At 72.5% G+C, this 23,015-nt stretch carries 28 protein-coding genes; 17 read left to right on the forward strand and 11 right to left on the reverse strand.

What is annotated here, in order from left to right:
- Positions 1–160: 160 nt before the first annotated feature.
- From DEJ03_RS07605 to DEJ03_RS18220, 9 genes are all read left to right on the forward strand, one after another.
- Positions 161–619: an Asp23/Gls24 family envelope stress response protein gene (locus DEJ03_RS07605; RefSeq protein ID WP_110864125.1), complete on the forward strand. Its 459-nt coding sequence runs from the start codon at positions 161–163 to the stop codon at positions 617–619.
- The gene (locus DEJ03_RS07610) at positions 616–807 is read left to right on the forward strand and encodes a DUF2273 domain-containing protein (protein ID WP_017885412.1); all 192 of its coding nucleotides are present in this window, start codon (positions 616–618) and stop codon (positions 805–807) included. Before DEJ03_RS07605 ends, DEJ03_RS07610 begins: the two co-directional genes overlap by 4 nt.
- Entirely contained in the window at positions 804–1,118 is a 315-nt protein-coding gene (locus tag DEJ03_RS07615) for a hypothetical protein (RefSeq protein WP_110864126.1), read from the forward strand. The genes DEJ03_RS07610 and DEJ03_RS07615 overlap by 4 nt, the downstream gene beginning before the upstream one ends.
- 9 nt (positions 1,119–1,127) lie before the next feature.
- Positions 1,128–1,703: a DUF6286 domain-containing protein gene (locus DEJ03_RS07620; protein WP_110864127.1), complete on the forward strand. Its 576-nt coding sequence runs from the start codon at positions 1,128–1,130 to the stop codon at positions 1,701–1,703.
- Positions 1,700–2,263, forward strand: coding sequence for a hypothetical protein (locus DEJ03_RS07625; protein ID WP_110864128.1), 564 nt, complete (start codon positions 1,700–1,702; stop codon positions 2,261–2,263). Before DEJ03_RS07620 ends, DEJ03_RS07625 begins: the two co-directional genes overlap by 4 nt.
- An 82-nt stretch (positions 2,264–2,345) precedes the next feature.
- Complete coding sequence (locus DEJ03_RS07630) at positions 2,346–2,519, forward strand: CsbD family protein (RefSeq protein WP_071246087.1); 174 nt, start codon at positions 2,346–2,348, stop codon at positions 2,517–2,519.
- Positions 2,520–2,597: 78 nt separating this feature from the next.
- Positions 2,598–3,563: an Asp23/Gls24 family envelope stress response protein gene (locus DEJ03_RS07635; RefSeq protein ID WP_181422639.1), complete on the forward strand. Its 966-nt coding sequence runs from the start codon at positions 2,598–2,600 to the stop codon at positions 3,561–3,563.
- Positions 3,560–3,976, forward strand: a complete 417-nt coding sequence (locus tag DEJ03_RS07640) for an MFS transporter permease (RefSeq protein WP_110864130.1) — start codon at positions 3,560–3,562, stop codon at positions 3,974–3,976. Before DEJ03_RS07635 ends, DEJ03_RS07640 begins: the two co-directional genes overlap by 4 nt.
- Before the next feature lie 100 nt (positions 3,977–4,076).
- Complete coding sequence (locus DEJ03_RS18220; RefSeq protein ID WP_258370668.1) at positions 4,077–4,727, forward strand: gamma-glutamylcyclotransferase family protein; 651 nt, start codon at positions 4,077–4,079, stop codon at positions 4,725–4,727.
- Here the strand turns inward: DEJ03_RS18220 and DEJ03_RS07650 are convergent.
- The 4 genes from DEJ03_RS07650 to DEJ03_RS07665 all read right to left on the reverse strand — a co-directional run bounded on the left by DEJ03_RS07650 (position 4,703) and on the right by DEJ03_RS07665 (position 10,784).
- A complete protein-coding gene (locus tag DEJ03_RS07650; RefSeq protein WP_110864131.1) occupies positions 4,703–5,692 on the reverse strand; it encodes an NAD(P)-dependent oxidoreductase in 990 nt (329 codons plus the stop codon). The genes DEJ03_RS18220 and DEJ03_RS07650 overlap by 25 nt on opposite strands.
- Positions 5,689–8,454 (reverse strand): alpha/beta fold hydrolase, encoded by a 2,766-nt coding sequence (locus DEJ03_RS07655; RefSeq protein ID WP_110864232.1) that lies wholly within the window; start codon positions 8,452–8,454, stop codon positions 5,689–5,691. Before DEJ03_RS07655 ends, DEJ03_RS07650 begins: the two co-directional genes overlap by 4 nt.
- Before the next feature lie 8 nt (positions 8,455–8,462).
- On the reverse strand, positions 8,463–9,536 hold the full coding sequence (locus DEJ03_RS07660) for a 3-oxoacyl-ACP synthase III (RefSeq protein WP_042537701.1): 1,074 nt from the start codon (positions 9,534–9,536) through the stop codon (positions 8,463–8,465).
- Between the two features lie 69 nt (positions 9,537–9,605).
- Positions 9,606–10,784, reverse strand: coding sequence for a RimK family alpha-L-glutamate ligase (locus DEJ03_RS07665; protein WP_110864233.1), 1,179 nt, complete (start codon positions 10,782–10,784; stop codon positions 9,606–9,608).
- 87 nt (positions 10,785–10,871) lie between these two features.
- Here DEJ03_RS07665 and DEJ03_RS07670 point away from each other — a divergent pair, with 87 nt between their 5' ends.
- The gene (locus DEJ03_RS07670; protein ID WP_027465989.1) at positions 10,872–11,354 is read left to right on the forward strand and encodes a RimK/LysX family protein; all 483 of its coding nucleotides are present in this window, start codon (positions 10,872–10,874) and stop codon (positions 11,352–11,354) included.
- Between the two features lie 118 nt (positions 11,355–11,472).
- Here the strand turns inward: DEJ03_RS07670 and DEJ03_RS07675 are convergent, their stop codons facing one another.
- Positions 11,473–12,366, reverse strand: coding sequence for an alpha/beta hydrolase family protein (locus DEJ03_RS07675; RefSeq protein ID WP_110864132.1), 894 nt, complete (start codon positions 12,364–12,366; stop codon positions 11,473–11,475).
- A complete protein-coding gene (locus DEJ03_RS07680; RefSeq protein WP_110864133.1) occupies positions 12,363–12,950 on the reverse strand; it encodes a TetR/AcrR family transcriptional regulator in 588 nt (195 codons plus the stop codon). The genes DEJ03_RS07675 and DEJ03_RS07680 overlap by 4 nt, the downstream gene beginning before the upstream one ends.
- 62 nt (positions 12,951–13,012) lie before the next feature.
- Between DEJ03_RS07680 and DEJ03_RS07685 the strand changes: the two genes are divergently transcribed.
- Complete coding sequence (locus DEJ03_RS07685; protein WP_220034121.1) at positions 13,013–14,215, forward strand: MFS transporter; 1,203 nt, start codon at positions 13,013–13,015, stop codon at positions 14,213–14,215.
- On the opposite strand, the gene DEJ03_RS07690 is transcribed toward DEJ03_RS07685, so the two are convergent.
- Positions 14,121–14,501: a YciI family protein gene (locus DEJ03_RS07690; protein WP_110864135.1), complete on the reverse strand. Its 381-nt coding sequence runs from the start codon at positions 14,499–14,501 to the stop codon at positions 14,121–14,123. The two genes, DEJ03_RS07685 and DEJ03_RS07690, sit on opposite strands and share 95 nt — an antisense overlap.
- Before the next feature lie 65 nt (positions 14,502–14,566).
- Here DEJ03_RS07690 and DEJ03_RS07695 point away from each other — a divergent pair, with 65 nt between their 5' ends.
- From DEJ03_RS07695 to DEJ03_RS07710, 4 genes are all read left to right on the forward strand, one after another.
- Positions 14,567–15,841, forward strand: coding sequence for a sensor histidine kinase (locus DEJ03_RS07695; protein WP_110864136.1), 1,275 nt, complete (start codon positions 14,567–14,569; stop codon positions 15,839–15,841).
- The gene (locus DEJ03_RS07700) at positions 15,823–16,515 is read left to right on the forward strand and encodes a response regulator transcription factor (protein WP_110864137.1); all 693 of its coding nucleotides are present in this window, start codon (positions 15,823–15,825) and stop codon (positions 16,513–16,515) included. Before DEJ03_RS07695 ends, DEJ03_RS07700 begins: the two co-directional genes overlap by 19 nt.
- 489 nt (positions 16,516–17,004) lie before the next feature.
- The gene (locus DEJ03_RS07705; RefSeq protein WP_110864138.1) at positions 17,005–17,886 is read left to right on the forward strand and encodes an ABC transporter ATP-binding protein; all 882 of its coding nucleotides are present in this window, start codon (positions 17,005–17,007) and stop codon (positions 17,884–17,886) included.
- Positions 17,883–18,959: an ABC transporter permease gene (locus DEJ03_RS07710; protein ID WP_110864139.1), complete on the forward strand. Its 1,077-nt coding sequence runs from the start codon at positions 17,883–17,885 to the stop codon at positions 18,957–18,959. The genes DEJ03_RS07705 and DEJ03_RS07710 overlap by 4 nt, the downstream gene beginning before the upstream one ends.
- A gap of 89 nt (positions 18,960–19,048) precedes the next feature.
- Here the strand turns inward: DEJ03_RS07710 and DEJ03_RS07715 are convergent, their stop codons facing one another.
- From DEJ03_RS07715 to DEJ03_RS07725, 3 genes are all read right to left on the reverse strand, one after another.
- Positions 19,049–19,279, reverse strand: coding sequence for a helix-turn-helix transcriptional regulator (locus DEJ03_RS07715; RefSeq protein WP_071245067.1), 231 nt, complete (start codon positions 19,277–19,279; stop codon positions 19,049–19,051).
- Complete coding sequence (locus tag DEJ03_RS07720; protein WP_110864140.1) at positions 19,279–19,890, reverse strand: hypothetical protein; 612 nt, start codon at positions 19,888–19,890, stop codon at positions 19,279–19,281. The genes DEJ03_RS07715 and DEJ03_RS07720 overlap by 1 nt, the downstream gene beginning before the upstream one ends.
- 77 nt (positions 19,891–19,967) lie before the next feature.
- A complete protein-coding gene (locus DEJ03_RS07725; RefSeq protein ID WP_110864141.1) occupies positions 19,968–20,999 on the reverse strand; it encodes a YeiH family protein in 1,032 nt (343 codons plus the stop codon).
- Positions 21,000–21,008: 9 nt separating this feature from the next.
- Here DEJ03_RS07725 and DEJ03_RS07730 point away from each other — a divergent pair, with 9 nt between their 5' ends.
- Both DEJ03_RS07730 and DEJ03_RS07735 read left to right on the forward strand, forming a co-directional pair.
- A complete protein-coding gene (locus tag DEJ03_RS07730) occupies positions 21,009–21,740 on the forward strand; it encodes a hypothetical protein (RefSeq protein ID WP_110864142.1) in 732 nt (243 codons plus the stop codon).
- Positions 21,737–22,402: a hypothetical protein gene (locus tag DEJ03_RS07735; RefSeq protein WP_110864143.1), complete on the forward strand. Its 666-nt coding sequence runs from the start codon at positions 21,737–21,739 to the stop codon at positions 22,400–22,402. Before DEJ03_RS07730 ends, DEJ03_RS07735 begins: the two co-directional genes overlap by 4 nt.
- On the opposite strand, the gene DEJ03_RS07740 is transcribed toward DEJ03_RS07735, so the two are convergent.
- Positions 22,396–22,995 carry an LppP/LprE family lipoprotein gene (locus DEJ03_RS07740; RefSeq protein WP_181422640.1) on the reverse strand — a complete coding sequence of 200 codons (600 nt, stop codon included), beginning with the start codon at positions 22,993–22,995 and terminating at the stop codon, positions 22,396–22,398. The genes DEJ03_RS07735 and DEJ03_RS07740 overlap by 7 nt on opposite strands.
- Positions 22,996–23,015: the final 20 nt, after the last annotated feature.

Here is a 23,015-nt window from a genome sequence, read left to right on the forward strand (position 1 = left end):
GGAACACCCCGGGGGGTACACCCACATCCCCGTTTTTCCGGGGATCCCTGGACATCACCCGAATCCGAGAAGTCGTGTGTGACGAATCTCTTCCACAGCCCGTCTCATCCGTGAACAGCAACCGCTGGGAACGCCCGGCGGGTCAACGGAAGGAACGAACATGGCTGACACCATCACCCCCACCCCGGCCACCACGGCGACCCGTGCCACCTCGCACGCCGGCACCAGCGGCGTCACCGGCAAGACCGTCATCGACGACACCGTGGTGTCGAAGGTCGCCGGCATCGCCGCCCGCGAGGTCAACGGCGTGCACTCCCTCGGCAACGGCGCAGCCCGTGCCATCGGCGCCCTCCGCGACGCCATCGGCCAGCGCGACTTCGGTCAGGGCGTCAAGGTCGAGGTCGGCGAGAAGCAGGTCGCCGCGGACATCGTGATCGTCGCCGAGTACCCGGTGTCGCTCCAGCAGGTCGCCGACGGCGTCCGTGCCGGTGTCGCCCGTGCCCTCGAGCAGATCGTCGGTATGGAGGTCGCCGAGGTCAACGTGACCGTCCAGGACGTCTACATCCCGGGCGACGACGACGACAACGAGGACGAGAAGAAGGAAGCCCGAGTCGCATGAGCAACACGCTGATCGGCGCCCTCATCGGCGCAGTCCTCGCCGTCGTGGCCCTGCAGTTCGGGTTCTGGGGCTTCGTGCTCGTCATCGTCTTCGGTGCGATCGGGGCCCTCGTGGCCGCACTCGCCACCGGGCGCATCGACCGCGGCGCCCTCACCGACGTGCTGACCGGACGCCGGAGCTCCCGGTGAACGCCGGCCCGGACGTCCCGGGCCGCGTCGAGATCACCGCACGCGCGCTCACCTCGCTGGCGCGGGCCGTCGCAGCCGAAGGGCTCGGCGCCCCCGCCAAGCGGGTGCGCGTCGGCCTCGGCGACGCGTCGGGAGCACTGTCGCTCGACATCACCGGGCCGATCGCCGCGAGCGACGACATCGTCTCCGGGTCGATCCGGATCGCGGACCAGGTCAAGGGCCGCGTGAGCGACCTGACCGGGCGTCGCGTCGGCCGTGCCCACATCGAACTCACCGGGATCGTGCGTGAGCACGAGTCCCGTGCCCGCTAGGAGGCCATCATGAGCAACGGTTCCGTCGAACGACGCATCCGTCGTCGGAGCGTGCACCGCTCCCGCTCCACAGCAGTGGCGGTGGCACTCGTGGTGCTCGCCCTGGTGGCCGCCTGGATCGGCACCGAGGCGGTGCTCAGCGCCATCGGACGCCCGCCGCTGGTCGCCGACCCCCAGACCGTGGTCGACACGGCGCTCCGCCCGGACGCCGCGTTCGTCACCGTCGTCGAGGTCATCGCGGGTGTGCTCGTCGTCCTCGGCGTCGTGCTGGTCGTCCTGGCGCTCAAGCCCGGCCGCCAGCACCGATCGGTCGTCGAGCACGAGCGTGGTGCGGTCGTCATCGACGCCCGAATCGTCGCCTCCACCGCGGCGAACGCCGCCGGCATGGCGGCCGGTGTCCCCGAGGGGAACGCCTCCGCCACCGCCCGTGGCCGTTCCACCGAGGTCCGCATCGTCCCCGTCACCGGTGTCCCGGTCGACGAGGCGAGCGTCCGCGCCGCCGTCGTGGAGCGCCTGAGCGGTCTCGACGAGCGCTTCGGCCGACGCGTCCGCGTCCGGGTCGAGGAGAAGGGAACCCTCGCATGACCAAGAGCAACCGGACCCTCAACCGGATCATCCTGTTCGTCCTCGGCCTCGTCGCCGTGGTCGTCGGGATCGCGATGGGCGCGGGTGTGCTGCCCGCCGTCCAGGACGCCGTCAAGCCGTACGTCGACCTCCCCCGCAGCCTCGACGTCCCCGCGTCCGCACTGTGGATCGTCGCCGGGGCCGCGGCCCTCGTGATCGTCCTGTCGCTCGTGTGGGTGTTCACCCGCGGTGGTGGCGGCACGTCCGTCGCCGTCCGGGAGCACTCGGGCGACGACGCGGTCACCGTCAACGTCGCACTCGTCCGGGACGTCCTCGAACACGAACTCGCGGGTGTCCGCGACGTGGTCGGCTCCCGGGTCGACACCTACCTCGTCCGCCGGCAGCGCGCCGCCCGGATCCGTGTCGCGGTCCGCCGCGGCGGGGACGCCGTCAGCGTGCTCGACGCCGTCGACCGAGCCGTCGCGGTCCTCGACCGCACCCTCGGCCGTCCGGTCCCGGTGCTCGTGCACCTGACCGGCGGTACCCGCTCCGCGCTCGCGAAGTCGACCCGCGTCCACTGACACCCGTCAGCCGGACGCACCCCGGGCCTCCCGGCCCACCACCACACCACCGGGCGCACGCCCACCCACGAAAGGACCCGTCATGGGACTCGACGACAAGATCAAGAACGCCGCTCAGGACCTCGCCGGCAAGGCGAAGGAAGCCGTCGGCAACCTGACCAACGACGACTCGAAGGTCGCCGAAGGCAAGAAGGACCAGGCCGCTGCGAGCGCGAAGCAGACCGGCGAGGACGTCAAGGACGTCTTCAAGAAGTAGGTCGCACGACCGCATCGGGGCACCCGTCGAACGGGTGCCCCGATGCGTCCCCGCGCAGATCCCGAACGAGGAGGAACCATGCAGCACGACCCCCATGCGAACACGCAGGTCACCGAGGTGGCCCTGCCCGCAGCACTGACGGAGCCGCTGCCCGACGACGCGAGCACCGCGACGATCGTCGCGCGCACCGCGGCGGAGACCGCGCTCGGCGTGCCCGGCGTGCACCACCTCGGCGGGATCGCCGCCCGTGCCGCCGACCAGCTGCGGAAGCAGCTCGGCCGTTCGGCGGGCACCACCGGCGTGCAGGTCGACGAACAGGACGGCGTGCTCACCGTGCAGGTCGCCGTCGTCGTCAGCTACCCGCACCCGGTGCTGGACGTCGCCGCCGAGGTCCGCCAGCAGGTCACCGCAGCGACGCGGCAGCTGTCCGACCTCCGCACCTCGGTCGACGTGCGCGTCCTCGACGTGCACGGTCCGTTCGACGACGAGCAGTCCCCGCTCGGCCGCGCCGCCGAGCAGGCGACCGATGCCGTCAAGCAGGCGGCGGAGTCGACGGGCGAGGCCGTCAAGCAGGCTGCCGAGACCACCGCGGACGCCACCAAGCGCGCCGCGACGGCCACGGCGGACGTGACGAAGCAGGCCGCCGACGCCACGGCCGACGCGGCGAAGCAGGCAGCGTCCGCCACCGCGGACGCCGCCAAGCGAGCAGCCGATGCCACGGCCGACGTCACCAAGCAGGCAGCCGATGCCACCGCCGACACGACGAAGCGTGCCGTCGACGCCGCCGCCGAGACGGGCGAGCGCGTGCGTGACTCCGCCTCGGAGTCCCTGGCCCGGGCATCGGAGCAGGCCGCCGATGCGGCATCGTCGGCGAAGGACGCCGCCGAGCAGGCCCGCGACGTCGTCGTCGACGCGGCCGGGACGACCCGCGACCGGGCCGCCGACGCTGCCGATGCGGCGGCCGACGCTGCCGACGACGCAGCCGTCGCCGCCGATGCGGCAGCGGACGCCGCCGCGGCTCCCCGTCACCGGGACCAGCCGTGACCACCGCCTGGTCCGGAGGGCGCCGGTCCCGCGACCGGCGTCCCCGACCCCGCGGTGTCTGGATCGCCGGCGGCATCGGGGTCTTCCTGGTGCTCGCCATCGCGGTCGGCGGTTTCCTGCCCCTGGTCGGGTTCCTCGGCGGGGTCACCGCCACCACCGCCGGCCTCGTGCCGTTCCCGTTCCTCCGCGTCACCCTGATCGCCCTGCTCGGTGCGGTCGTGGTGCTCGCCCTGCTCCTGCTCGCCCTGACCCGCCGGCACACCGCCACCGCGACGACCGCCGTGGTGCTCGCCGTCCTGGTGAGCCTGGCCGTCACCCTGGTCCCCGTCGTCCTGGTCGCCGTCGGCTCCGCCGACCGCGCCGGCGACGTCTGGCCGATCGTCACCGAGCTCTGGAACCGCTTCACCGGCTGACGTCGGGCACACGGCCACGGCCTGGAGGCCCACCCCACCCGATCCGTTCGGCCCAAGCGGGTGGTCCTCGGGCCCACTGCCCGTCCGCTAGCCTCGCGACGTGAAGCGTCTCTCCCCCGGCCAGCGCTGGGTCATCGGTCTCGGCGCGTTCGCGCTCGTCTGTCTCGTCGTCGGCGTCATCGGGCTGGTCGTCGGTCTGACGAACCGGTACGGGTGCCTCTCCGACACCGACCTCTGGCCGCAGACCCGGTGCTCCGGCGACGACTCCGGGATCTTCTGGGGCAGCACTCTCGCCATCATCGGCCTGCTGCACCTCGGGGTCACCGGCCTGGCCGGTGCACTCGTCTGGACCTCGACCCCGTCGATCGCGCCGCGTCCCGTCAAGCGTCCGACCCCGCGCGCCGGTGAGACGCACCGGGTCTTCTCGTACGGCACGCTCCAGCAGCCCCTCGTGCAGGAGTCGCTGTTCGGCGACCACGTCCCGACCACGCCGGACTCCCTGCCCGGCTGGCGGCTCGAGTGGGTGACGATCACCGACCCGGAGGTCATCCGGACGAGCGGCTCCGACCGGCACCCGATCCTGCGCCGCGGCGCAAAGGACGACATCGTCGAGGGTGTTGCCCTGACGCTCGGGTACGAGTGGCAGCTCCGCGCGGTCGACGGCTACGAGGTCGCCGACTACCAGCGCATCCGGGTCACGCTGGCCTCGGGCTGGACGGCCTGGGTCTACGTGGCGGCCGACGAGGCCTGAGCCGCGGCGCGCAGCCGTTCGAGCCCCTCGTCGATCGACACCGACGGGGTCCACCGCAGGTCGCGCCGGGTCCGCCGCTGGTCGAACCAGTGCGCCGTCGAGAGCTGTTCGGCCAGGAACCGGGTCATCGGCGGCTCGTCCTCGCCCGGTCGGACCCGCCAGACGGCCTCGACCACGGAGCCCGCGGCCCGCGCCACCGCGGCCGGCACGTGCCACTGCGGCGGTCGGACACCCGACGCCGTGCAGATGCCGGCGAGCAGGTCGGCGACCGGGCGGGGCTCGCCGTTCGTGACGACGTAGGCGTTGCCGTGGACGCCGTCGTCCTCGACGTGTTCGAGCGCCGCGACCATGGCCGTCGCGGCGTTGTCGACGTAGAGCGTGTCGATGAGCGCGGCACCGGAGTCGAGCAGCGGGAGCCGTCCGGCCCGAGCACGCTCGACGATCCGTCCGACGAGCTGCGTGTCGCCCGGACCCCACACCAGGTGCGGCCGGACCGCCACGACGGCGAAGTCCGGGGCGTCGGCGTCGAGTGCCAGGAGCTCCGCCGCGGCCTTGGTGCGGGCGTAGTCGCCACGGGCACGGGACGGTTCGGCCGGACCGGCATCGGCCCCGACGAGCGACGACCCGGTGTGCGCGACCGACGGTGACGACACGAAGACGAAGCGCCCGACCCCGGCGGTACGGGCGGCCTGCAGCAGTGAGCGCGTGCCCTCGATGTTGATCCGGGCGAAGTCGGCGGGGTCCCCGGCGAGCGACACCTTGGCGGCCAGGTGCACGACGGCCTCGATCCCGTCGACCGCGCGGGCGATCGCGGCGTCGTCGGTCATCGTGCCGGCGACGTCCTGCACGCCCGACACCCCGGAGGGACGGCGCTGGAAGGTCCGGACCTCGTGCCCGGCGTCCCGCACGGCTGCGGCGGTGGCCTGCCCGAGGAATCCGCTGGCCCCGGTGACCAGGACCTTCACGGGCGGACCATCCGTCCGCCGGACAGCACCGAGGCGGCCCAACGGGACAGCCGGGTGCGGTCGACCTTGGAGTTGTGCCGGATGTCGGTCGGCAGCACGGGCACGACGAGCACCGCGGCGAGGGGCACCCCGGCGGCGGCACGGACCGCCGCGGCGAGCTGCGGCGACGCCAGACCCGGCCGTCGCACGGCGGGGTCGGTCTCGACGACGGCCACCACCTGCTGCGTGCCGACCGGACCGATGCCCGCGACGCCGGCGCGTCCGACACCGTCGACGCCCTCGATCCGCTGCTCCGGCCCGACCGGCGTGACGACCCGGTCCGGGGTGGTGAGCACGTGCTGCAGCCGGCCCTCGACCCAGATCCGTCCCGCGGCGTCCAGGTGTCCGACGTCCCCGGTGCGGTGCCCGCGCGGGTCGTCGACGCCGAGGCGCGAGACCCGGTCGGTGCGCCAGAGCCGGTCGTAGTGGTCGCGCACGTGGGGTGCCGCGACGACGATCTCCCCGGTGACCCCGGGCTCGTCCGTCAGGGCTCCGGTCGAGTGACCGGAACCGTCGAGCGGTGCGATGCGGACGCGGACGTTCGCTGCCGGTACCCCGACGCAGATCCCCTCGTCGTCGGACCGGCCGGCGGCACGGACCCCGTCGAGGTCGACGTCCGTCATGAGCAGTCCCTCGGTCATGCCGTAGGGGGTGTGGGCGCTGGCGTTCGGCATCAGCCCGGTCGCCGCGGTCAGCAGCGCAGCCGAGACGGGAGCCCCGGCCGACAGGAACAGCCGCACGCCCCGCAGAGCCGCACGATCGGCATCGGTGAGCTCCGACGCGGTCGCGACGACGTTCGTCAGCGCCGCCGGCGACAGGAACACCACGGTGGCGTCGGCCGCGGCGACCGACGCCGCGACCGCCTTCGCCGTCAGGGTGCGTGGCGCGGTGACGTCCATGTCGGGCGCGACCGACCGTGCACCGAGAGCTGGACCGAGCAGCGCGAACGGCGCGAACCCGGCGACGAGCCCGGTACCGACCCCGACGTCGTACTGGGTGGCCAGGGCGTCCCGGACGGCGCTGAGCTGCCCGTGCGTGTACACGACGCCCTTCGCCGGCCCGGTCGATCCCGAGGTGAAGAGCACGGCAGCAGGTGCGTCCGGCGACGGAGCCACCGGCAGCGCGGTGCCGTGGGCGAGACGGCGGGCACCGCGTCGGGCGACGTCGACGAGCGTGTGCTCCACCCGCAGCGCCTTGCGTGCGGGCGCGGGCAGCGAGAGCGTCGCGATGCGTCGCCCCGGCCAGCCGAGGGCACGCGCGGCACCGAGCCCGGGCAGCGCGCCGATGATCCAGTCCGGTCGGGCTCCACGGACGGCCCGGGTCAGGCCGCCGAGTCCGAGTCCGGCGTCCGCGACGACGACGACCGCCCCGATCCGCACGCAGGCGTACAGGACGGCGGTCAGGTCGGCACCGGGGGTCACCAGGAGCGAGACACGGTCGCCGCTGCGGACGCCCAGGTCGTCGAGTCCCGCGGCGATCTCGTCGACCCGTCGGGCGAGCAGTCGCCACGTGATCGTGCGGGGGCCACCGGCGGCGGCCATCTCGACCAGCGCGGGTTCGTCACTGTCACGCAGTTCGTCGAGCCGTGACCAGAGCGGCGGGGTCGCCGGTGCGGGCTGGCCCGGGTCCACGACGTCGGACTGGAGGCCCGTGGGGGCCTGCGCAGGACGGCCACCGTCCGGCAGGCGGTCACCGAGCCAGTCGAACACCGCGCCCGCCACATCGGCGTCATCGGGCAGCAGGTGCCCGGCGCCCTCGAACCGGTGGACGTCCGCGTGCGGCACGCGCTCGGTCAGGTCGTCCAGGTAGCGCTCGAGGAACACCGGGTCGCGCGGACCCCAGAGCAGGAGCACCGGCACGTCGAGCGCGGCGACCCCGGCAGCGATGCGGTCGAGTTCGGGGGTGCTCCGGTGCCGGGCGTCGACGGGGATGTCCGCGACGAAGCCGCCGATGCCACCGCGACGGGCGGCACCGCGGTAGGGCGCCCGGTAGCCGTCGGCTGTGGCACGGTCGAGCTTCGGGTGCGCGATGGCCAGGGTGGTCTCGAGGAACGCCGGGGTCACGACCGTCGCGCGGCCGAGCATCCCCGGGCCGAGGGCGAGCCGCAGCGGTGCCGGGATCGGGGCGTCGTCGGGCTGGTGCACGGCGGTGTTGCACGTCATCGCGGCGGCCAGGACGTCCGGGTGGTCGACCGCCCAACCGAGCGACACCACCCCGCCCCAGTCGTGGCCGAGGGTGACGACCGGTCCGGTCAGCCCGAGTTCGTCGGTCAGGGCACCGAGGTCCGCGACGCGCTGCGCCAGTCCCCGCTCGACGCCGGTGCGCTCCGAGAAGCCCATGTCGAGCTGGTCGACGGCGACCACACGCCAGGCCGGGCCGCCGGCCTGCGCGAACTCGAGCGAGGTGCGGAGCACCGACCGCCACAGGTACGACCAGGTCGGGTTACCGTGCACGCAGAGGATCGTGCCGACCGGTTCCACGCCGAGCGCGGCCAGGGACCCGGCCGTGTCGAGGAGGTGCCAGGTGCGCGCGGCGCGATCTGTGCCTCTCCCCACCGGCACGGCCGGCCCGCCGCTGGCGCGTCGCTCCGGAACCGGCGGCGTGGGCCCAGTCCGCTCTCCGGACCACGCGGGGACCGTGACCAGACGCGACCAGGCCGGGTCGAGGCCGGGCAGGGAGGGCGGCTGCGTCGCCGGAGCCGTGCTCGCGGCGACGCGGGGCAGCCGGGACCTCACCAGTGGAGTTCCATCATCGCCGTGTTGATGCCGGAACCGACGCCACCCAGGAACACGCGGTCACCGCGACGGATGCCGCCGGAAGCGACCTCGTCGGCCAGGGTGATCGGGATCGACGCGGGGCCGACGTTGCCGAAGCGCTGGTAGGTGGTGGGGACCTTGTCGCGCGGGATGCCGATCGCCTCGACGAAGGCGTTGGTGTGCACGTCGGAGACCTGGTGCAGCACGTAGCGGTCCATGTCGGCCCAGTCGAAGTGGGCGCGGGCCTCGGTCCAGGCGGCGACGACGAGCTCCATGCCGCCCTTGAGCAGCATCTTCGCGTCCGTGAACATGCCGTCGACGCTGCCGACGCACAGGTCGTACCACTGGGTCGCCGCGCGGGTGACGCCGCCGACGATCCGGTGTCCTTCGGGGTGCAGGTCCGCCGGGCCGAGCACGGCCGCCGCGGCACCGGACCCGAGGGTCAGGCTGGCGAACTCGCTCATGAAGTCCTTTCGGTTCCGGCCGCCCTGGTTCAGGCGGTCGATGGTGTTGAGCTGCACCTGGTCGGCGTCCTCGCCGTCGACGACGAGCGCGTACTTGATCTGCCCGGAGTCGATCATGCCCGCGGCGACGCTCATGGCGTTGACGAACCCCAGGCAGGCGTTCGCGATGTCGAAGTTGATGGCGGACGACGGCAGCCCGAGGCCGTGGTGCAGGCGGACTGCCACCGACGGCTCGAGGTGCGGACGCGTCACCGAGGTGTTGATGAGCAGCCCGATCTCGTCCGGACGGACCCCGGCTTCGGCCATGGCACGGCGGCCCGCGTCGATCGCGGCGTCCTGGAAGGTCTGGCCCTCGCCCCAGTTGCGACGCTCGATGACCCCGGCGACGCGCTCGAGCAGCCCCATCGGCAGACGGAGTCGACGGAGGACCCCACGGAGCTTGGCCTCGATGTCGGCCGAGGTCGTCACACGTTCCGCCGTGGTGGTCGCCACGGAGAGCAGTGAGACGTTCCGGTGCTTCGCCGTGGCGTTGCCGGGCTGCTCCGGTTCACTGCTCGATGCCTGGTCGACCGGCCGTTCCGTCATGATCGTCACCGACACATACTTCCGCATCTGGCCTGTGTGCGCGATCCGGATGCGCTGGACGGCTCCGGATCAGACGTCCTTCGGCAGCTTCCGCACCTTCGCACGCCGCTTCCGACGCTCCGGGATCATCGACCGCATCTCCTCGAGCTTGCCGAAGCAGAGCAGTCGGTCGCCCGGCTCGAGGGCGACGCCACTGCGCGGGTTCGGGATGACGTTCGAGCCGCGGTGCAGCGTGAGGACCGTGATGTCGCGGTCCCAGAGCCCGGACTCCTTGATCGTCTTGCCGACCAGGTCGGCGTTGGTGTGCACGAGGAGCTCGGCGACGCCGTAGCCGGTCGAGACGGACAGCCGCTGGCGGACGTCGATCTCGGGGAACGCGACCTGGTTCGCGATGAAGTCGACGATCGCACCGGCGATGTCGAGGCCGGTGGCTCGCTCGACGCCCTCGAGGCCCGGCGAGGAGTTGACCTCCATCACGAGCGGCCCGTCGTTGCCCTCGAGCATGTCGACGCCGGCGACCTTGAGGCCCATGATCTGCGCCGAGCGCACGGCCACCGCCTCGTACTCGGGCGAGAGCGTGACCTTCTCGACGGTGCCGCCGCGGTGCACGTTGGAACGGAACTCGTCACCCGACGCGGTCCGGCGCATCGCCGCCACGACCCGGTCACCGACGACGAGGGCCCGGATGTCACGACCGCGGCTCTCGGCGATGAACCGCTGGATCAGGACGTTCTGCTTGGTGGAGTGCAGGGTCTCGACGATCGACTCGGCCACCTTCGCCTCGGGTGCCAGGATCACGCCGATGCCCTGCGTGCCCTCGAGGAGCTTGATGACGACGGGCGCGCCGCCGACCCGTTCGATCGCGCCGCGCACGTCGTTGCGGCCGGCCACGAAGGTCGTCGCCGGCATGCCGATGTCGTGCCGCGACAGGATCTGGTTCGCCCGGAGCTTGTCGCGCGAGTTCGTGATGCCGTTCGCCGTGTTCGGCGTGTACACGTCCATCTGCTCGAACTGGCGCACGACGGCGGTGCCGTAGTAGGTGATCGAGTTGCCGATGCGCGGCAGCACCGCGTCGTAGTCGCTCAGCAGCTTGCCGCGGTAGAGCAGGTCCGGATCGTCGCCGGACAGGTCGATCGCGAAGCGCAGGGTGTTGAGCACCTTGACCTCGTGACCGCGGTCGAGTGCCGCTGCGCGGAGGCGCTGGGTCGAGTACGCCTGGGGCGCGCGCGACAGGATGGAGAGTTTCATCGAGGGGTTCTCCGCTGGGTCGGATCGACGGCGACGCTCCATCAAAGCATGCGGACGTGGCCACGGAGCATGCGACAGGATGGGCACATGGCCCGAGCTCCGAAGTCCTCCGACAGCGGGCTCGTCGTCGCCGGGTGGCGGGAGTGGGCGGGACTGCCGGACCTCGGCGTGCCGTGGATCAAGGTGAAGCTGGACACCGGCGCCCGGAGCTCCGCGTTGCACGCCTTCGACCTCGAGGAGCTGCCTGGCGAGCGGGTCCGCTTCTCGCTGCACCCCTGGCAGGACACCGATGCCGACGCCTCCACCATCGAGTGCGACGTGCACGACCGGCGCATCGTCCGCAGCTCGACCGGGCACACCCAGGAGCGCATCGTCGTCCGCACGCGGATCGCGTTGGCCGGGCAGGTCGTCGAGTCCGAGGTCACCCTGAGCAACCGGGACCAGATGGGGTTCCGGATGCTCGTCGGTCGCGAGGCACTCCGGCAGGGCTTCCTCGTCGATCCTGCACGGTCCTTCATGGCCGGGCGCGCTCCGAAGGAGATCCGGCGCCGCAACCGCGGTCGCGCCTGAGCGCTCCTGGTCACCTGGCACGGGCCGTTGCGGTGACCGGTCGACGGCCTGGAGGCGCGGTGCGGGGCCGCCACCGGCCTCCCGTCCGCCTGGACGCGCGTCCCGGGCGCTGGTCGGCTCAGCGACCCAGGTGGCGGCCGAGGAAGGCGAGTTGCTGGGGCGCCAGGCGGCGCCAGTACCCGTGCGTGTGGGCGCCGGGTGCGAAGCCTCCGGCCGGAGGCGTGGCGAAGCCGTCGACGTAGGTGTGCACCGCCGGCGCGAACCCGTCACCGTTGCCGCAGTCGACGCGGACGGCGACACCGTCCAGGGCGCGCTGACGCCCGAGGACGGTGTTCGCGCGGAAGTCGGCCGCGTCGTCGAAGGCGCCGCGAGCGGTGTCGGCGGCCGACTTCCAGAGCGCGGGGCTGATGGCCGAGACCGCCCGGACGCGCGAGGCACCGAGGACCCCTGCGAGCCGGAGGGCGCCGAAGCCACCCATCGAGTAGCCGGTCAGGGCGAGGCGGTCCGTGTCGAAGCCGCGGCGGGCGATCAGGGGCAGGAACTCGTCGACGACCATCCCGGCGGGGTCGTCCCCGTCGGCTCGTGGGTGCCAGTAGCGGTTGCCGCCGTCGATCGAGGCGATCGCGAACGGGGCTCCGCCCTCGGCGACGTGCGCTGCGAGGAACCGGTCGTAGCCCAGGCTCCGCCCGAAGAACGAGGTGTGGTCGTCGCCGTAGCCGTGCAGGGCGACCGCCACCGGCAAGGGGGTGTCGGACGCCGGGGCCGCGATCGTCCACCCGACGGTGCGGCCCTTCCGCGCCGCGGACACGAAGGTGCCGGAGGTCGTGGGGACGGGCTCGACGTCGGGGACCGTGCCGTCGGTGCCGTCCAGACCGAGGACCCGGTACAGGGTCGAGCGCCCGGGCAGCAGGCCGAGGTTGATCCCCTCGGCCACGGCTCCCGCGGCGACGACGCCCGTGCCACCGATCAGCAGGGAACGGCGGGTGATCGTGGCAGCGCGCGATCGGGTCATGTGGTGGGCGCCGTTCCGTCTGGGGTGTGTTCCCGGATGAGGGACGCGGCGACGGACCGTGCCGTCGTCGTGTCGAGCGCGGGGTCGCGCAACCGCATCGCAAGGGAACCGGAGACGATGAGGAGCAGCTGGTCGGCGAGCGCCTCGGCACGGGGACCGACCACCGGCACCGCCTGTGTCACGAGCCGCCGGCGCAACGTGGTGGTCTCGAGGTCCAGGACCTGTCGGACCTCGGCGGGGGCGTCGGCGTACTCGGCGGCGGTGCCGAGGAAGGCGCACCAACGGGAGCCCGTGGGCGTCGAGCGGTAGTCGTCGAGGGCGTCGAACACCGCCAGGAGTCGGCCCAGGTCGTCCCGTTTTGCGGCGACCGCACGGTCCCAGGTGGCGATCCAGTCCTCGTGGCGACGGGTGAGGGCCGCAGCGACGAGCGACTCCTTGCTCGCGTAGCCGCGGTACAGCGTGGCCGTCGAGACCCCGGCCCGTTCGAGGACGGCGTCGATCGGGGTGGCGGCGATGCCCTGTGAGAAGAAGAGCTCCTCGGCGGCGTCGAGCAGCCGTTGCTCGGTCCCTGGGCGCATCACCATGAGAGCACCCTAGGCTCTGAAAAGTGAAACGATCGTTTTCGTTACGACATCGTCTGCTCCTGGTGAGCGGACTCGGCCTCATCGCCGCCACCTACGGCCTGGTGCGCCTGGCGTACGGGCTGTTCCTGCCCGACGTGCAGCGGGACCTGGGGCTCCGGGCAGATGCCGCCGGGTGGGTCTCGTCGGGTGCCTCTGCGCTCTACTGCGTCGGTGCGGTGGCCGGTTTCCTGCTCGCCGCACGGATGCCCCGGGTCCTCGTCGCGGTCGCGACCCTGGTGGCCGGGGTCGGTGCGATCGCCATGGCGACGGCCGGCGGCTCGCTGGCGTTCGGCGTCAGCGCCGTGCTCGCGTCGGCAGGTGCCGGACTCGCGTCGCCCGCCCTCGTGCGGATCGTCGCCGAGCAGGTGCCGTCGGCGCTGCTCGGTCGAGCGCAGGCGATCGTGAACGCCGGCACCGGCCCCGGGCTCGTGGGCGCCGGGGCGCTCGCCCTCGTGCTGCTGCCCGACTGGCGGACGACCTGGGCAGTGTCCGGGGTGTTCGCCCTGGCCGTCGGTGCCCTGCTGCTCGTGGTGTCCCGCGGCGGGACTGCTGCGTCCCGGTCACCGCTGCCCGGCACCCCGTGGTTCGCGGCGCACCGAGGGGTGCTCGTGCTGGCGCTGCTGTTCGGGGCGGGGTCCGCCGTCGTCTGGACCTACGGACGTTCGGCGCTGGTGGAGGCCGGTGCGTCGGTCGTCGTCTCGGTGTCGGCCTGGATCGCGCTCGGGATCGGCGGAGCGGCCGTCGTGGTCACCGTGCGTTGGACGAACGGACTGCGCGCCCGGACGCTCTGGGCGGTCACGGCGGGGTCGGTCGCCGTCGCCGTCGTGGTGCTGGGGGCAGCGCCGCAGTCGACGGTGGCGGCGCTGCTGGCGTGTGCCGTGTTCGGCTGGGGCTACACGGCGGCGACCGGGGCGCTGATTGCGTGGACGACCGAGATCGATGCCGAGCGGTCGTCGGCGGGCACGTCGATGCTGTTCGTCGCACTCGTGCTCGGGCAGGCAGTCGGCGCTGCGGGTGCCGGAGCGCTCGTCGGTGCGATCGGGTTCGTCGCGACGTTCGTGGTCGGGGCGGTCGTGACCGCGGCGAGCGCCGTCCCCGCGGTGGTCCGCCGGCCGGGTGGGGTCCGTGCCGTCAGAGCAGCGGGCGGAGCTCGATCTTCCGGTTGCACGCCTGCGACGCCTGGTGCGCCACCCGGGCAGCCGTCTCGGCGTCCGGGAGGTCCATGACCCAGAACCCGGCGACGTACTCGTCGGTGCTCGTCGCGGGCCCGGTCGTGGCGGGCCCGGTCGTGGCGGGCCCGGTCGTCGTGTCGGCCGTCGTGTCGGTCGCGCCCTCGCGGGCGTCGACCACGGTGGCGTCAGCGGGTGCGGAGACCCCGGCGGCGAACACGATCGCGTCGCCCATCCGTTCGTTGAAGGCGTCGACCGCGGCGGCTTCGGCGTCGGTCGCGGAGTACGTGTTGCCGACGGCGGCAGCCTGGCCGTCGTCGATGACGTTGACGAGGAACTGCATGGCGTCTCCCCTGCTCGTTGGCGGGAGGCTACTCCTGGTCGAGCGCACCCAGTAGCGTTTCCTGCATGGGGACGACGGCGGAGTGGTCGCGACTGCCGGTGGGGCGGCACGAGTACCGGCAGGACACGGTGCTCGCAGTTGTGCTGGCCGGTGGGCTCGCGGTCACGACGTTCCTGTACGGGTCGGCCGGTACGTACGGTGACGACCAGGCCGCCTGGTGGGTCTCCGCGCTGATGATCGTCGCGAACGCGGCCCCGATCGCGTTCCGCCGACGGTTCCCGATGTCGGTGGCACTGGTGTCGGCTGTGGCGTTCGCCGCGACGCAGCTGCTCCAGGTGCCCGAGGTCTTCCTCGTCAACTTCACGCTCTTCATCGCGCTCTACACGGTGGGCGCCTGGTGCTCCGACCGGGTGCGAGCCGAAGCAGTGCGCTGGGTCGTCATCGGCGGTATGTTCGCGTGGCTGTTCGTCGCGATCTCGTTCGGGTGGGCGTCGCCGAACGCTCTGCCGAACGACACGGACTCCCCCGTGGCGCCCTACGTCGCGATCTCGCTGCTCAACATCGTCATCAACGTGATCTACTTCGGCGCCGCCTGGTACGCCGGCAACCGGGCCTGGACCTCCGCGGTCGCACGACACGAGCTCGCGGAACGCACCGCTGAACTCGCCGCCGAACGGGAGCGGTCCGCGGCGCAGGCCGTCACGATCGAGCGGGTGCGGATCGCCCGCGAGCTGCACGACGTGGTCGCCCACCACGTCTCGCTGATGGGCGTGCAGGCGGGTGCTGCACGGCGCGTGATCGACCGCGACCCCGCGCAGGCCACCGCCTCGCTCGGGGTCGTCGAGGAGAGCGCCCGCACCGCGGTGGAGGAACTCCGGCGGATGCTCGGCACCCTGCGCTCCGACGACGACGCGGACGGCCTCGGGACACCGCACGGCGACGGCCCGAGCACCGAGGGCATCACGCGGATCGCCGAACTGGCCGAGTCCGCCCGGGTGGCGGGCCACCCCGCCGAGTACGTCGTCGTGGGTGACGAGCGACCGGTGCCGCCGACGGTGGCCGCGGTGGCGTACCGGATCGTGCAGGAAGCGGTGACGAACATCCTCAAGCACGCCGGCCCGACCGCCCGCGCCGACGTCCGGCTGCGGTACCTGGACGACGGCGTCGAGGTGGAGGTCACGGACGACGGGCTCGGTGCCCGTGCTGCCCGGAGCACCTCCGGCAGCGGGCTCGGACACGTCGGGATGCGGGAACGCGTCGCCGCCGTGGACGGACGGATCGAGATCGGGCCACGAGCCCGGGGAGGCTACCTGGTGCGGGCATGGCTGCCGACGACCTGACCATCGTGCTGGCCGACGACCAGGAACTCGTCCGCGCCGGGTTCCGCGTGATCCTGGAGTCCGAGCCCGGGTTCCGGGTCGTGGGCGAAGCCGCGGACGGCGCCGGGGCGGTCGAGGCCGTGCAGCAGCTCCGTCCGGACGTGGTCTGCCTCGACGTGCAGATGCCGGGCGTCGACGGGCTCGAGGCCGCGCGACGGATCGCGGCGCTGCCGGACCCGCCGGCGGTGCTCATCCTCACGACGTTCGACAGCGACGACGCGCTGTTCCAGGCGCTCGAGGCGGGAGCGAGCGGGTTCCTGTTGAAGAACGCCTCCCCCGAGCGGCTGATCGACGCGGTCCGGACCGTCGCCGCCGGGGACGCTCTGCTCGCGCCGGACGTCACGCGGCGGGTGATCAGCCGGGCGACGGCGTCGGCTGCGGTGCAGCCCTCGGCGACCAGCACCGCGACGACTGCGACGGGCGACGACGCACTCGCCGCCGCCGGGCTGACCGAGCGGGAGACCGAGGTGCTGCGGCTCCTCGCCCGGGGCCTGAGCAACGCGGAGATCGCCGGCGAGCTCTACGTCGGGGACGCCACCGTGAAGACCCACGTGTCGAACGTGCTCCAGAAACTCGCACTGCGCGACCGCATCCAGGCCGTCGTCTGGGCGTTCGAGCACGGCGTCGCCGGCTGACCGAGCCGGGCCGAACCCGCACGAACCGAACAAGCCCGCACGGTGCCGAGTTCGCAGACATGGCCGCACCGTGCGCCTTCGTTCAACCCGTGCAGCGTTGACCGCACCGTGCCGCGCCACCACAACGCACCGTGCAACCAAACCCGCACCAGCCCAACAAGCCCGCACCGTGCCCACCACCGCACCCCACGCCCGCACCGTGCGCCTTCGTTCAACCCGTGCAGCGTTGACGGCACCGTGCGCCGCCAGAACGACGCACCGAGCAACCAAACCCGCACGAGCCGAACAAGCCCGTACCGTGCCGACCCGCACCAAGCGCGCACCGTGCCGACCCGGCGCCCCCGGCCCACCGGACCGACGCGCGGTCCTCCCCCACGCGGTGGAGCCGACCACCCACCCAAGTCCCGCCTGGCGGCGGAGGCGGGGCGTGCCTCCCGGCCAATAGCGTCGGACGCAGCGACGACCAGCGTCGCGACGAAGGGGAACGACATGCTCACCATCGAAGGGGTGACCAAGCACTTCGGCGACCGCCGGGTGCTCGACGACGTGGGGTTCACGGTCGGCAGCGGCCGCCTCACCGGCTTCGTCGGCGGCAACGGTGCCGGCAAGACCACCACCATGCGCATCATGCTCGGCGTGCTCCAGGCCGACGCCGGCTCGGTCTCGATCGACGGCACCGCGGTCCGCCCCGCCGACCGCCGCCGCTTCGGCTACATGCCCGAGGAACGCGGCCTGTACCCGAAGATGCCGGTGGCCGAGCAGATCACCTACCTGGCCCGGCTGCACGGCGTCGACAAGCGCGCCGCGACGACCCGCACCGGCAAGCTGCTGGAACGCCTCGAACTCACCGCACACGCCGGCGACCCCGTCGAGAAGCTCTCGCTCGGCAACCAGCAGCGCGTGCAGATCGCGGCGGCGCTGGCACACGACCCCGAGGTGCTCGTGCTCGACGAGCCGTTCTCGGGCCTCGACCCGATGGCCGTCGACACGGTGCTCGGCGTCCTGCGCGAGGCCGCGGCCCGGGGCGTCCCGGTGTTGTTCTCGAGCCACCAGCTCGACGTGGTCGAGCGGCTCTGCGACGACGTCGTCGTCATCGCCGGTGGCACGATCCGCGCCGCCGGTCCGCAGGAGGAACTCCGCAAGCAGGCCGGTCCGGCCGCCTGGGAGCTGCTGGTCGACGGGGACGTCGCCTGGCTCCGCGACGAGCCTGGTGTGGCCGTCCGGGAGTTCGACGGCGGGTACGCGGTCTTCGAGGCCGACGCCGCCACCGCCCAGCGCGTCCTGCAGCGTGCCGTCCAGCACGGCACCGTCGGGTCGTTTTCGCCGCGGGTGCCGCGGCTCAGCGAGGTCTTCCGGGAGGTCGTCCGATGAACAACTCCTTCGTGCAGGCCGTGCGGCTCGTCTCCGCACGTGAGATCCAGGCACGCATCCGCAGCAAGGCCTTCGTGGTCTCGGCGCTCATCCTGATCGGCATGGTCGTCGCGTCGATCGTCGTCGGCGGGATCGTGAGCAAGGCCACCGCCGACGACACCACCCCGGTCGCGGTCGTCGACGGCGTCTCGCTGCCGACCACCAGTGGGCTCGACGTCACGGAGTCGGCATCGGTCGACGACGCCGAACGGCTCATGACCAAGGGCGACGTCGACGCGGCGATCGTGCCGTCGGACGACCCGCTCGGCTACAAGGTCGTCGGACTCGACGAGGCCCCGTCCGAGGTCGTCTCGGCGTTGAGCGTCACCCCGCGCATCGAGTTGCTCGACCCGGACGCGTTGCCGGGTGGCCTGGTCTACCTCATCGCCATCGCGTTCGGCGTCGTGTACTTCGCGTCGGCGGTGACGTTCGGCCAGTCGATCGCGCAGAGCGTCGTCGAGGAGAAGTCGACGCGGGTGGTCGAGATCCTGATGTCCGCGATCCCGGCCAGGGCGCTGCTCGCCGGCAAGGTCCTCGGCAACAGCATCATGGCCTTCGCCCAGATCGTCGCGGTGGCCGTCGCCGCCATCGTCACGTTGGCGGTGACCGGCCAGGACAACATGTTCGCGATGCTCGGCCCGAGCATCCTGTGGTTCATCGGCTTCTTCGCGATCGGGTTCGTGCTCCTGGCGTCGCTGTTCGCCGCGGCGGCCGTGCTGGTGTCCCGCCAGGAGGACGTCGGCAGCGTTACCACGCCGGTGATGATGCTCGTGATGATCCCGTACTTCCTGATCATCGTCGCGTACGACAACCCGACGATCCTCGGCATCATGTCGTACGTGCCGTTCAGCGCCCCGATCGGCATGCCCATGCGGATCTTCCTGGGGACCGCCGAGTGGTGGGAGCCGATCCTGTCGCTCGTCATCGTCGCCGCCTCGGTGGTCGCGGTCGTGGTCATCGGTGCCCGCGTCTACGAGAACGCGCTGCTCCGCACCGGCAGTCGCGTGAAGCTGTCGGAGGCGCTGCGCGGCTGACGCCGGTAGGTACGGCAGGTACGGCAGGTACGGCCAGGAGGCCCGCCCAGCGTGAGCAGATCAGCTCACGTCGGGCGGGCCTCCCGTCGTCAGTCCGTGCGCACCGAGAAGACGTCGCCCGGCTGGCAGCCGAGCACCTCGCACAGTCGGGTGAGGGTGGAGAACCGGATCGCGCGAGCCCGGTTGTTCTTGAGCACCGAGAGGTTGACGACGGTCACGCCGACGCGGTCGGCGAGCTCGGTCAGGGTCATCCCCCGCTCGGCCAGCAGGTCGTCGAGGTGGCAGACGACCGCGTGGCCGTCCTCCTGTTCCGGGGGCATCAGACCAGCCCGGCCTGGTCCCGCACCATCCGCTGCGAGGCAGTGAGCGCGAACCGGAAGCAGACGACGACGAGCAGGCCGAGGTACACGGGCAGGAACTGGTGGTCGACCACCGGCGTGGGCAGGTACCCGTCCCATCCGAGCCCGGACACGACCCAGTTCCACCCCATCCGGCGGACGAACGACGGCAGGAACCCGGCGGCCAGCACCGCGCCGCCGAGCCAGTCGAGGATCCGGGTGGTCGAGCGGTCGAAGAGCCCGCCGCGCGAGATCTTCCAGGCCACCGCCGCCACCAGGGCGATGAGGGCGCTGACGAGCAGGACCTCCAGCGCGTCGCCGACGCGGATGTACCCGATCGCACTACCCGGCACGTCGGCGATCGGCGCCCGGAGCACGAGCTGGTCGGACGTCACCGTCGCACCGCCCGGAGGCTGCGGGACGGCACTGGTCTCGCGGATCCGGACCGGCACCGCCACCGTGCCCGAGGCGATCGAGTGGACGAGCAGGTCGACGTACCGCCACACGACGATCGCGATGCCGATCGCACACGAGACGACGTAGGCCAGGTAGGAGTTCCGCCCGCGGGGCGGTTCGTAGACGGGCGTGGTCATGACTGCTTCCCCTGTCGATCATCGATACCATCGAATTTCGATGCAACGATAAACGATAGGTCCGGTGCCGGCAACCCCTACAGCAGCCCGAAGGCCGCCTGCATGCCCAGGCTCGTCCCCGCCACCAGGACCCAGAGCGCGATGCCGAGCAGCATCGGCCGGAACCCGGCACGGCGGAGCGCGGCGAAGTCCGTCGAGCAGCCGATCGCGGCGAGCGCCACCGTGATGAGGAACGAGGCGGCCGTCGCGAACCCCGGCGCCACGGACGCGGGCAGGACCCCGACCGTCCGGAGCAGCACCACCACGAGGAACCCGATCAGGAACCACGGCACCAGCCGGAACACACGGAACCCGCGACCCGGCCCCGAGGCGGGGGTGAGCTGCTCGCGGGAGGCGCGGCGGGCCTCCAGTCCGGCCAGCCCGATGACGATCGGGATGATCATCAGGGTGCGCACCAGCTTCACGACGACCGCGGTGTCGGTCGCTTGGCGGCCGTAGACCGTCGCCGTGGCGACGACGGACGACGTGTCGTTCACGGCGGTGCCCGCGAAGACGCCGAAGGCGTGCTGGCTGAGGCCCAGGGCGTGCCCGAGCAGCGGGAAGGCGAAGACGGCCGCGATGTTGCAGAGGAAGATCGTCGACATCGCGTAGGCGACGTCCGCACTGACCGCGCCGATGACGGGCGTGACGGCCGCGATCGCGGACGCACCGCAGATGCCGGTCCCGACGCCGATCAGCGTGCGGAGTGCGCCCGAGACCCGGAGCAGCCGGCCGATCCCCCACGCGGCCACCAGGCAGACGACGAGCGTCGCGAGCATCACCGGCAGGGTCTCACCGCCGATGCGCAGGACCTCGCCGATGGACAGCTGCGCGCCGAGCAGGACCACGGCGAACTGCAGGACCCGGCTGGACGAAAACTTCACGCCGGGAGCCAGCGCGGCGAGTGTGCCACCGGTGCGGCGCCGGACGAGCCACCCCACGACGGCACCGATCAGGACGGCGGGGACGGGGCCGCCGACGACCGGGACAACCCGGCCGACGAGGGTGGCGACGATGCCGATCGCCACGGCGAGGGCGACACCGGGTACGGCGGCACGGACGGACTGCATGGGAACAGCATGTCGCGCCCGCGGACGATCGGTGGCCGCGACGGGCAGGATGGCACGGTGGAGTACTCGGGGGAACGGTGGGTGCAACGGCTGCGCGACGGGGAGATGCCGAAGCGGTGGCCGTTCTTGCTCGGCTTGGCGATCGTGACCGTGGCCGGTGGCACCGGGGTCGTGTTCTCGATCACGCACCTCGACGCCCTCCTGCACTCGGAGGCACGCCGTCCGTTCGCCGTGCCGCTGTTCTCCGTGATCCTGCTCGTGCTCGGCCCCGTCGCAGCCGTCCTCTCGCGGATGCGCGGCCGGAGTGACCGACGGATCCTCGCGAGCATCCGTCGGCACGGTACGACGCCGCGCTTCCACCTGCCGGTCGTGCGGAGGGGCGAGTACACCCTCGACGACTTCCCCGAGCCGAGACCCGAGATGTGGACGGTCGACGCCGCTGGGCTGCACGCGTGGTCGCCGGAGCGGGAGACTCCGGTGTTCGACCTGGCGTGGAGTGCAGTCCACTCGCTCGAACTCGCCTCGGCAGAGGTCCGCGGGCAGCGGGTGGACACCGGCATCTGGATCATCACCGAGGACGTCGGGCGCTTCACCGTGCAGCCGCGGCCAGCGATCGGACGGCCCTTCGGTGCCAGCGCGACGAAGATCCACATCGTGATGCAGGTGCTCCGGTCGCTGCGCCGGGAACTCGGGTCCCAGCCGGACGCCGGGCATCCTGGTCGGACACGGACCGAGCGATGACCCCGGCGGACGAGCCGTGGGTGCAGCGGCTGCGCGACGGGGAGATGCCGAAGCGGGGGCCGGTGCTGCTCGCGGCGGTCGTCACCACGGCAGTGGGGGTCGCCGCGCTCGTCGCCGAGTTCGCGTTCCCGGACTTCCTGCGGGGCATCGACAGTGCCCGGACGCAGGGGTCGTTCGTGCTGTGGCCGATCGTGGTCGCGGGGTTCGGGGTGCTGCTGGCCGTGTCGACGCTGTCCGCCGGGCGAGGCGACCGCCGGACGCTCGCGCGAATCGGAGCGGGGCGGGCACCCCGGTTCCACCTGCCCGTGCTGACGTCCGGCCTGCGCACCTCCGACGACTTCCCGAAGCCCCGCCCCGAGGTCTGGACCGTCGACGAGTTCGGTCTGCACGCGTGGGCACCGTCACGGGACGCGCCGGTGTTCGACCTGCCGTGGGCGCGCATCCGACGGTTCTCCGTCGCGACGAGGGAGTCCCGCGGCCAGGATGCCGACTACGGTGTCTGGATCACCACGACCGACGGTGACGACGTGGTCGTGCAGCCGCGGTCTGCCCTCGGACGTGGGTTCGAAGCCAGACCGGACAAGCTCGACACCCTCGTACGTGTCCTCCGCACCCTGCAGCGGGAGCTCGGCCCGGACTCGGTGCCAACCGACCGTCACTGAGCGGGCGGGGTGTCCCCCGTCATCTCGACGCGGCCGGTCTCGTCGTTCCAGGTGAAGGTGGCCGTGGTGCGGCCGGAGGGCGCTGCGTTCGGCTCGCCAGCCTGGGCGAACCGGTAGGTCACCGCGACGGCCGAGTCGCTCTGTCGTTCGACGGTCGGCTCGAAGGCGTACTGCTGGGCAGTGGCCGTGCCGAGGTACCGGCCTTCGTGGAACAGCAGGATCGCGTACGGGGATCCTGCCGTGCCGAACTCGGGCGCGACCACGGACCAGGACAGCGGCGCGCAGGCGTCGTAGCCGGAGTAGTCGGCGTTCGCGGCGTCCCACTTCGCATCCTCGAGGCCGGCGGGCAGCGGCAGGGCCGCGATGCCATCGGCCGCAGCCGCGGCACCGCTCGACGGGCCACACGTCGGGGTGGGCGTCGGCGTCGGCGTCGGGGTCGACGCGCTCGCGGCGTCGGAGGGCGGGGCAGTGACGGTCTCGGTCACGGCGGGCGTCGCTGCACCGCCGTCCGCTCCGTCCGCGCTGGAACACCCCGTCAGCAGCACGGCCAGGGTCGCAGTGGTCAGGATCAGGGCGGCTCTCGTCAGGCGCATGCCTCCACGCTGCCTGCCCC

Source organism: Curtobacterium sp. MCLR17_043 (genome assembly GCF_003224215.1).
Classification (GTDB): Bacteria; Actinomycetota; Actinomycetes; order Actinomycetales; family Microbacteriaceae; genus Curtobacterium; species Curtobacterium flaccumfaciens.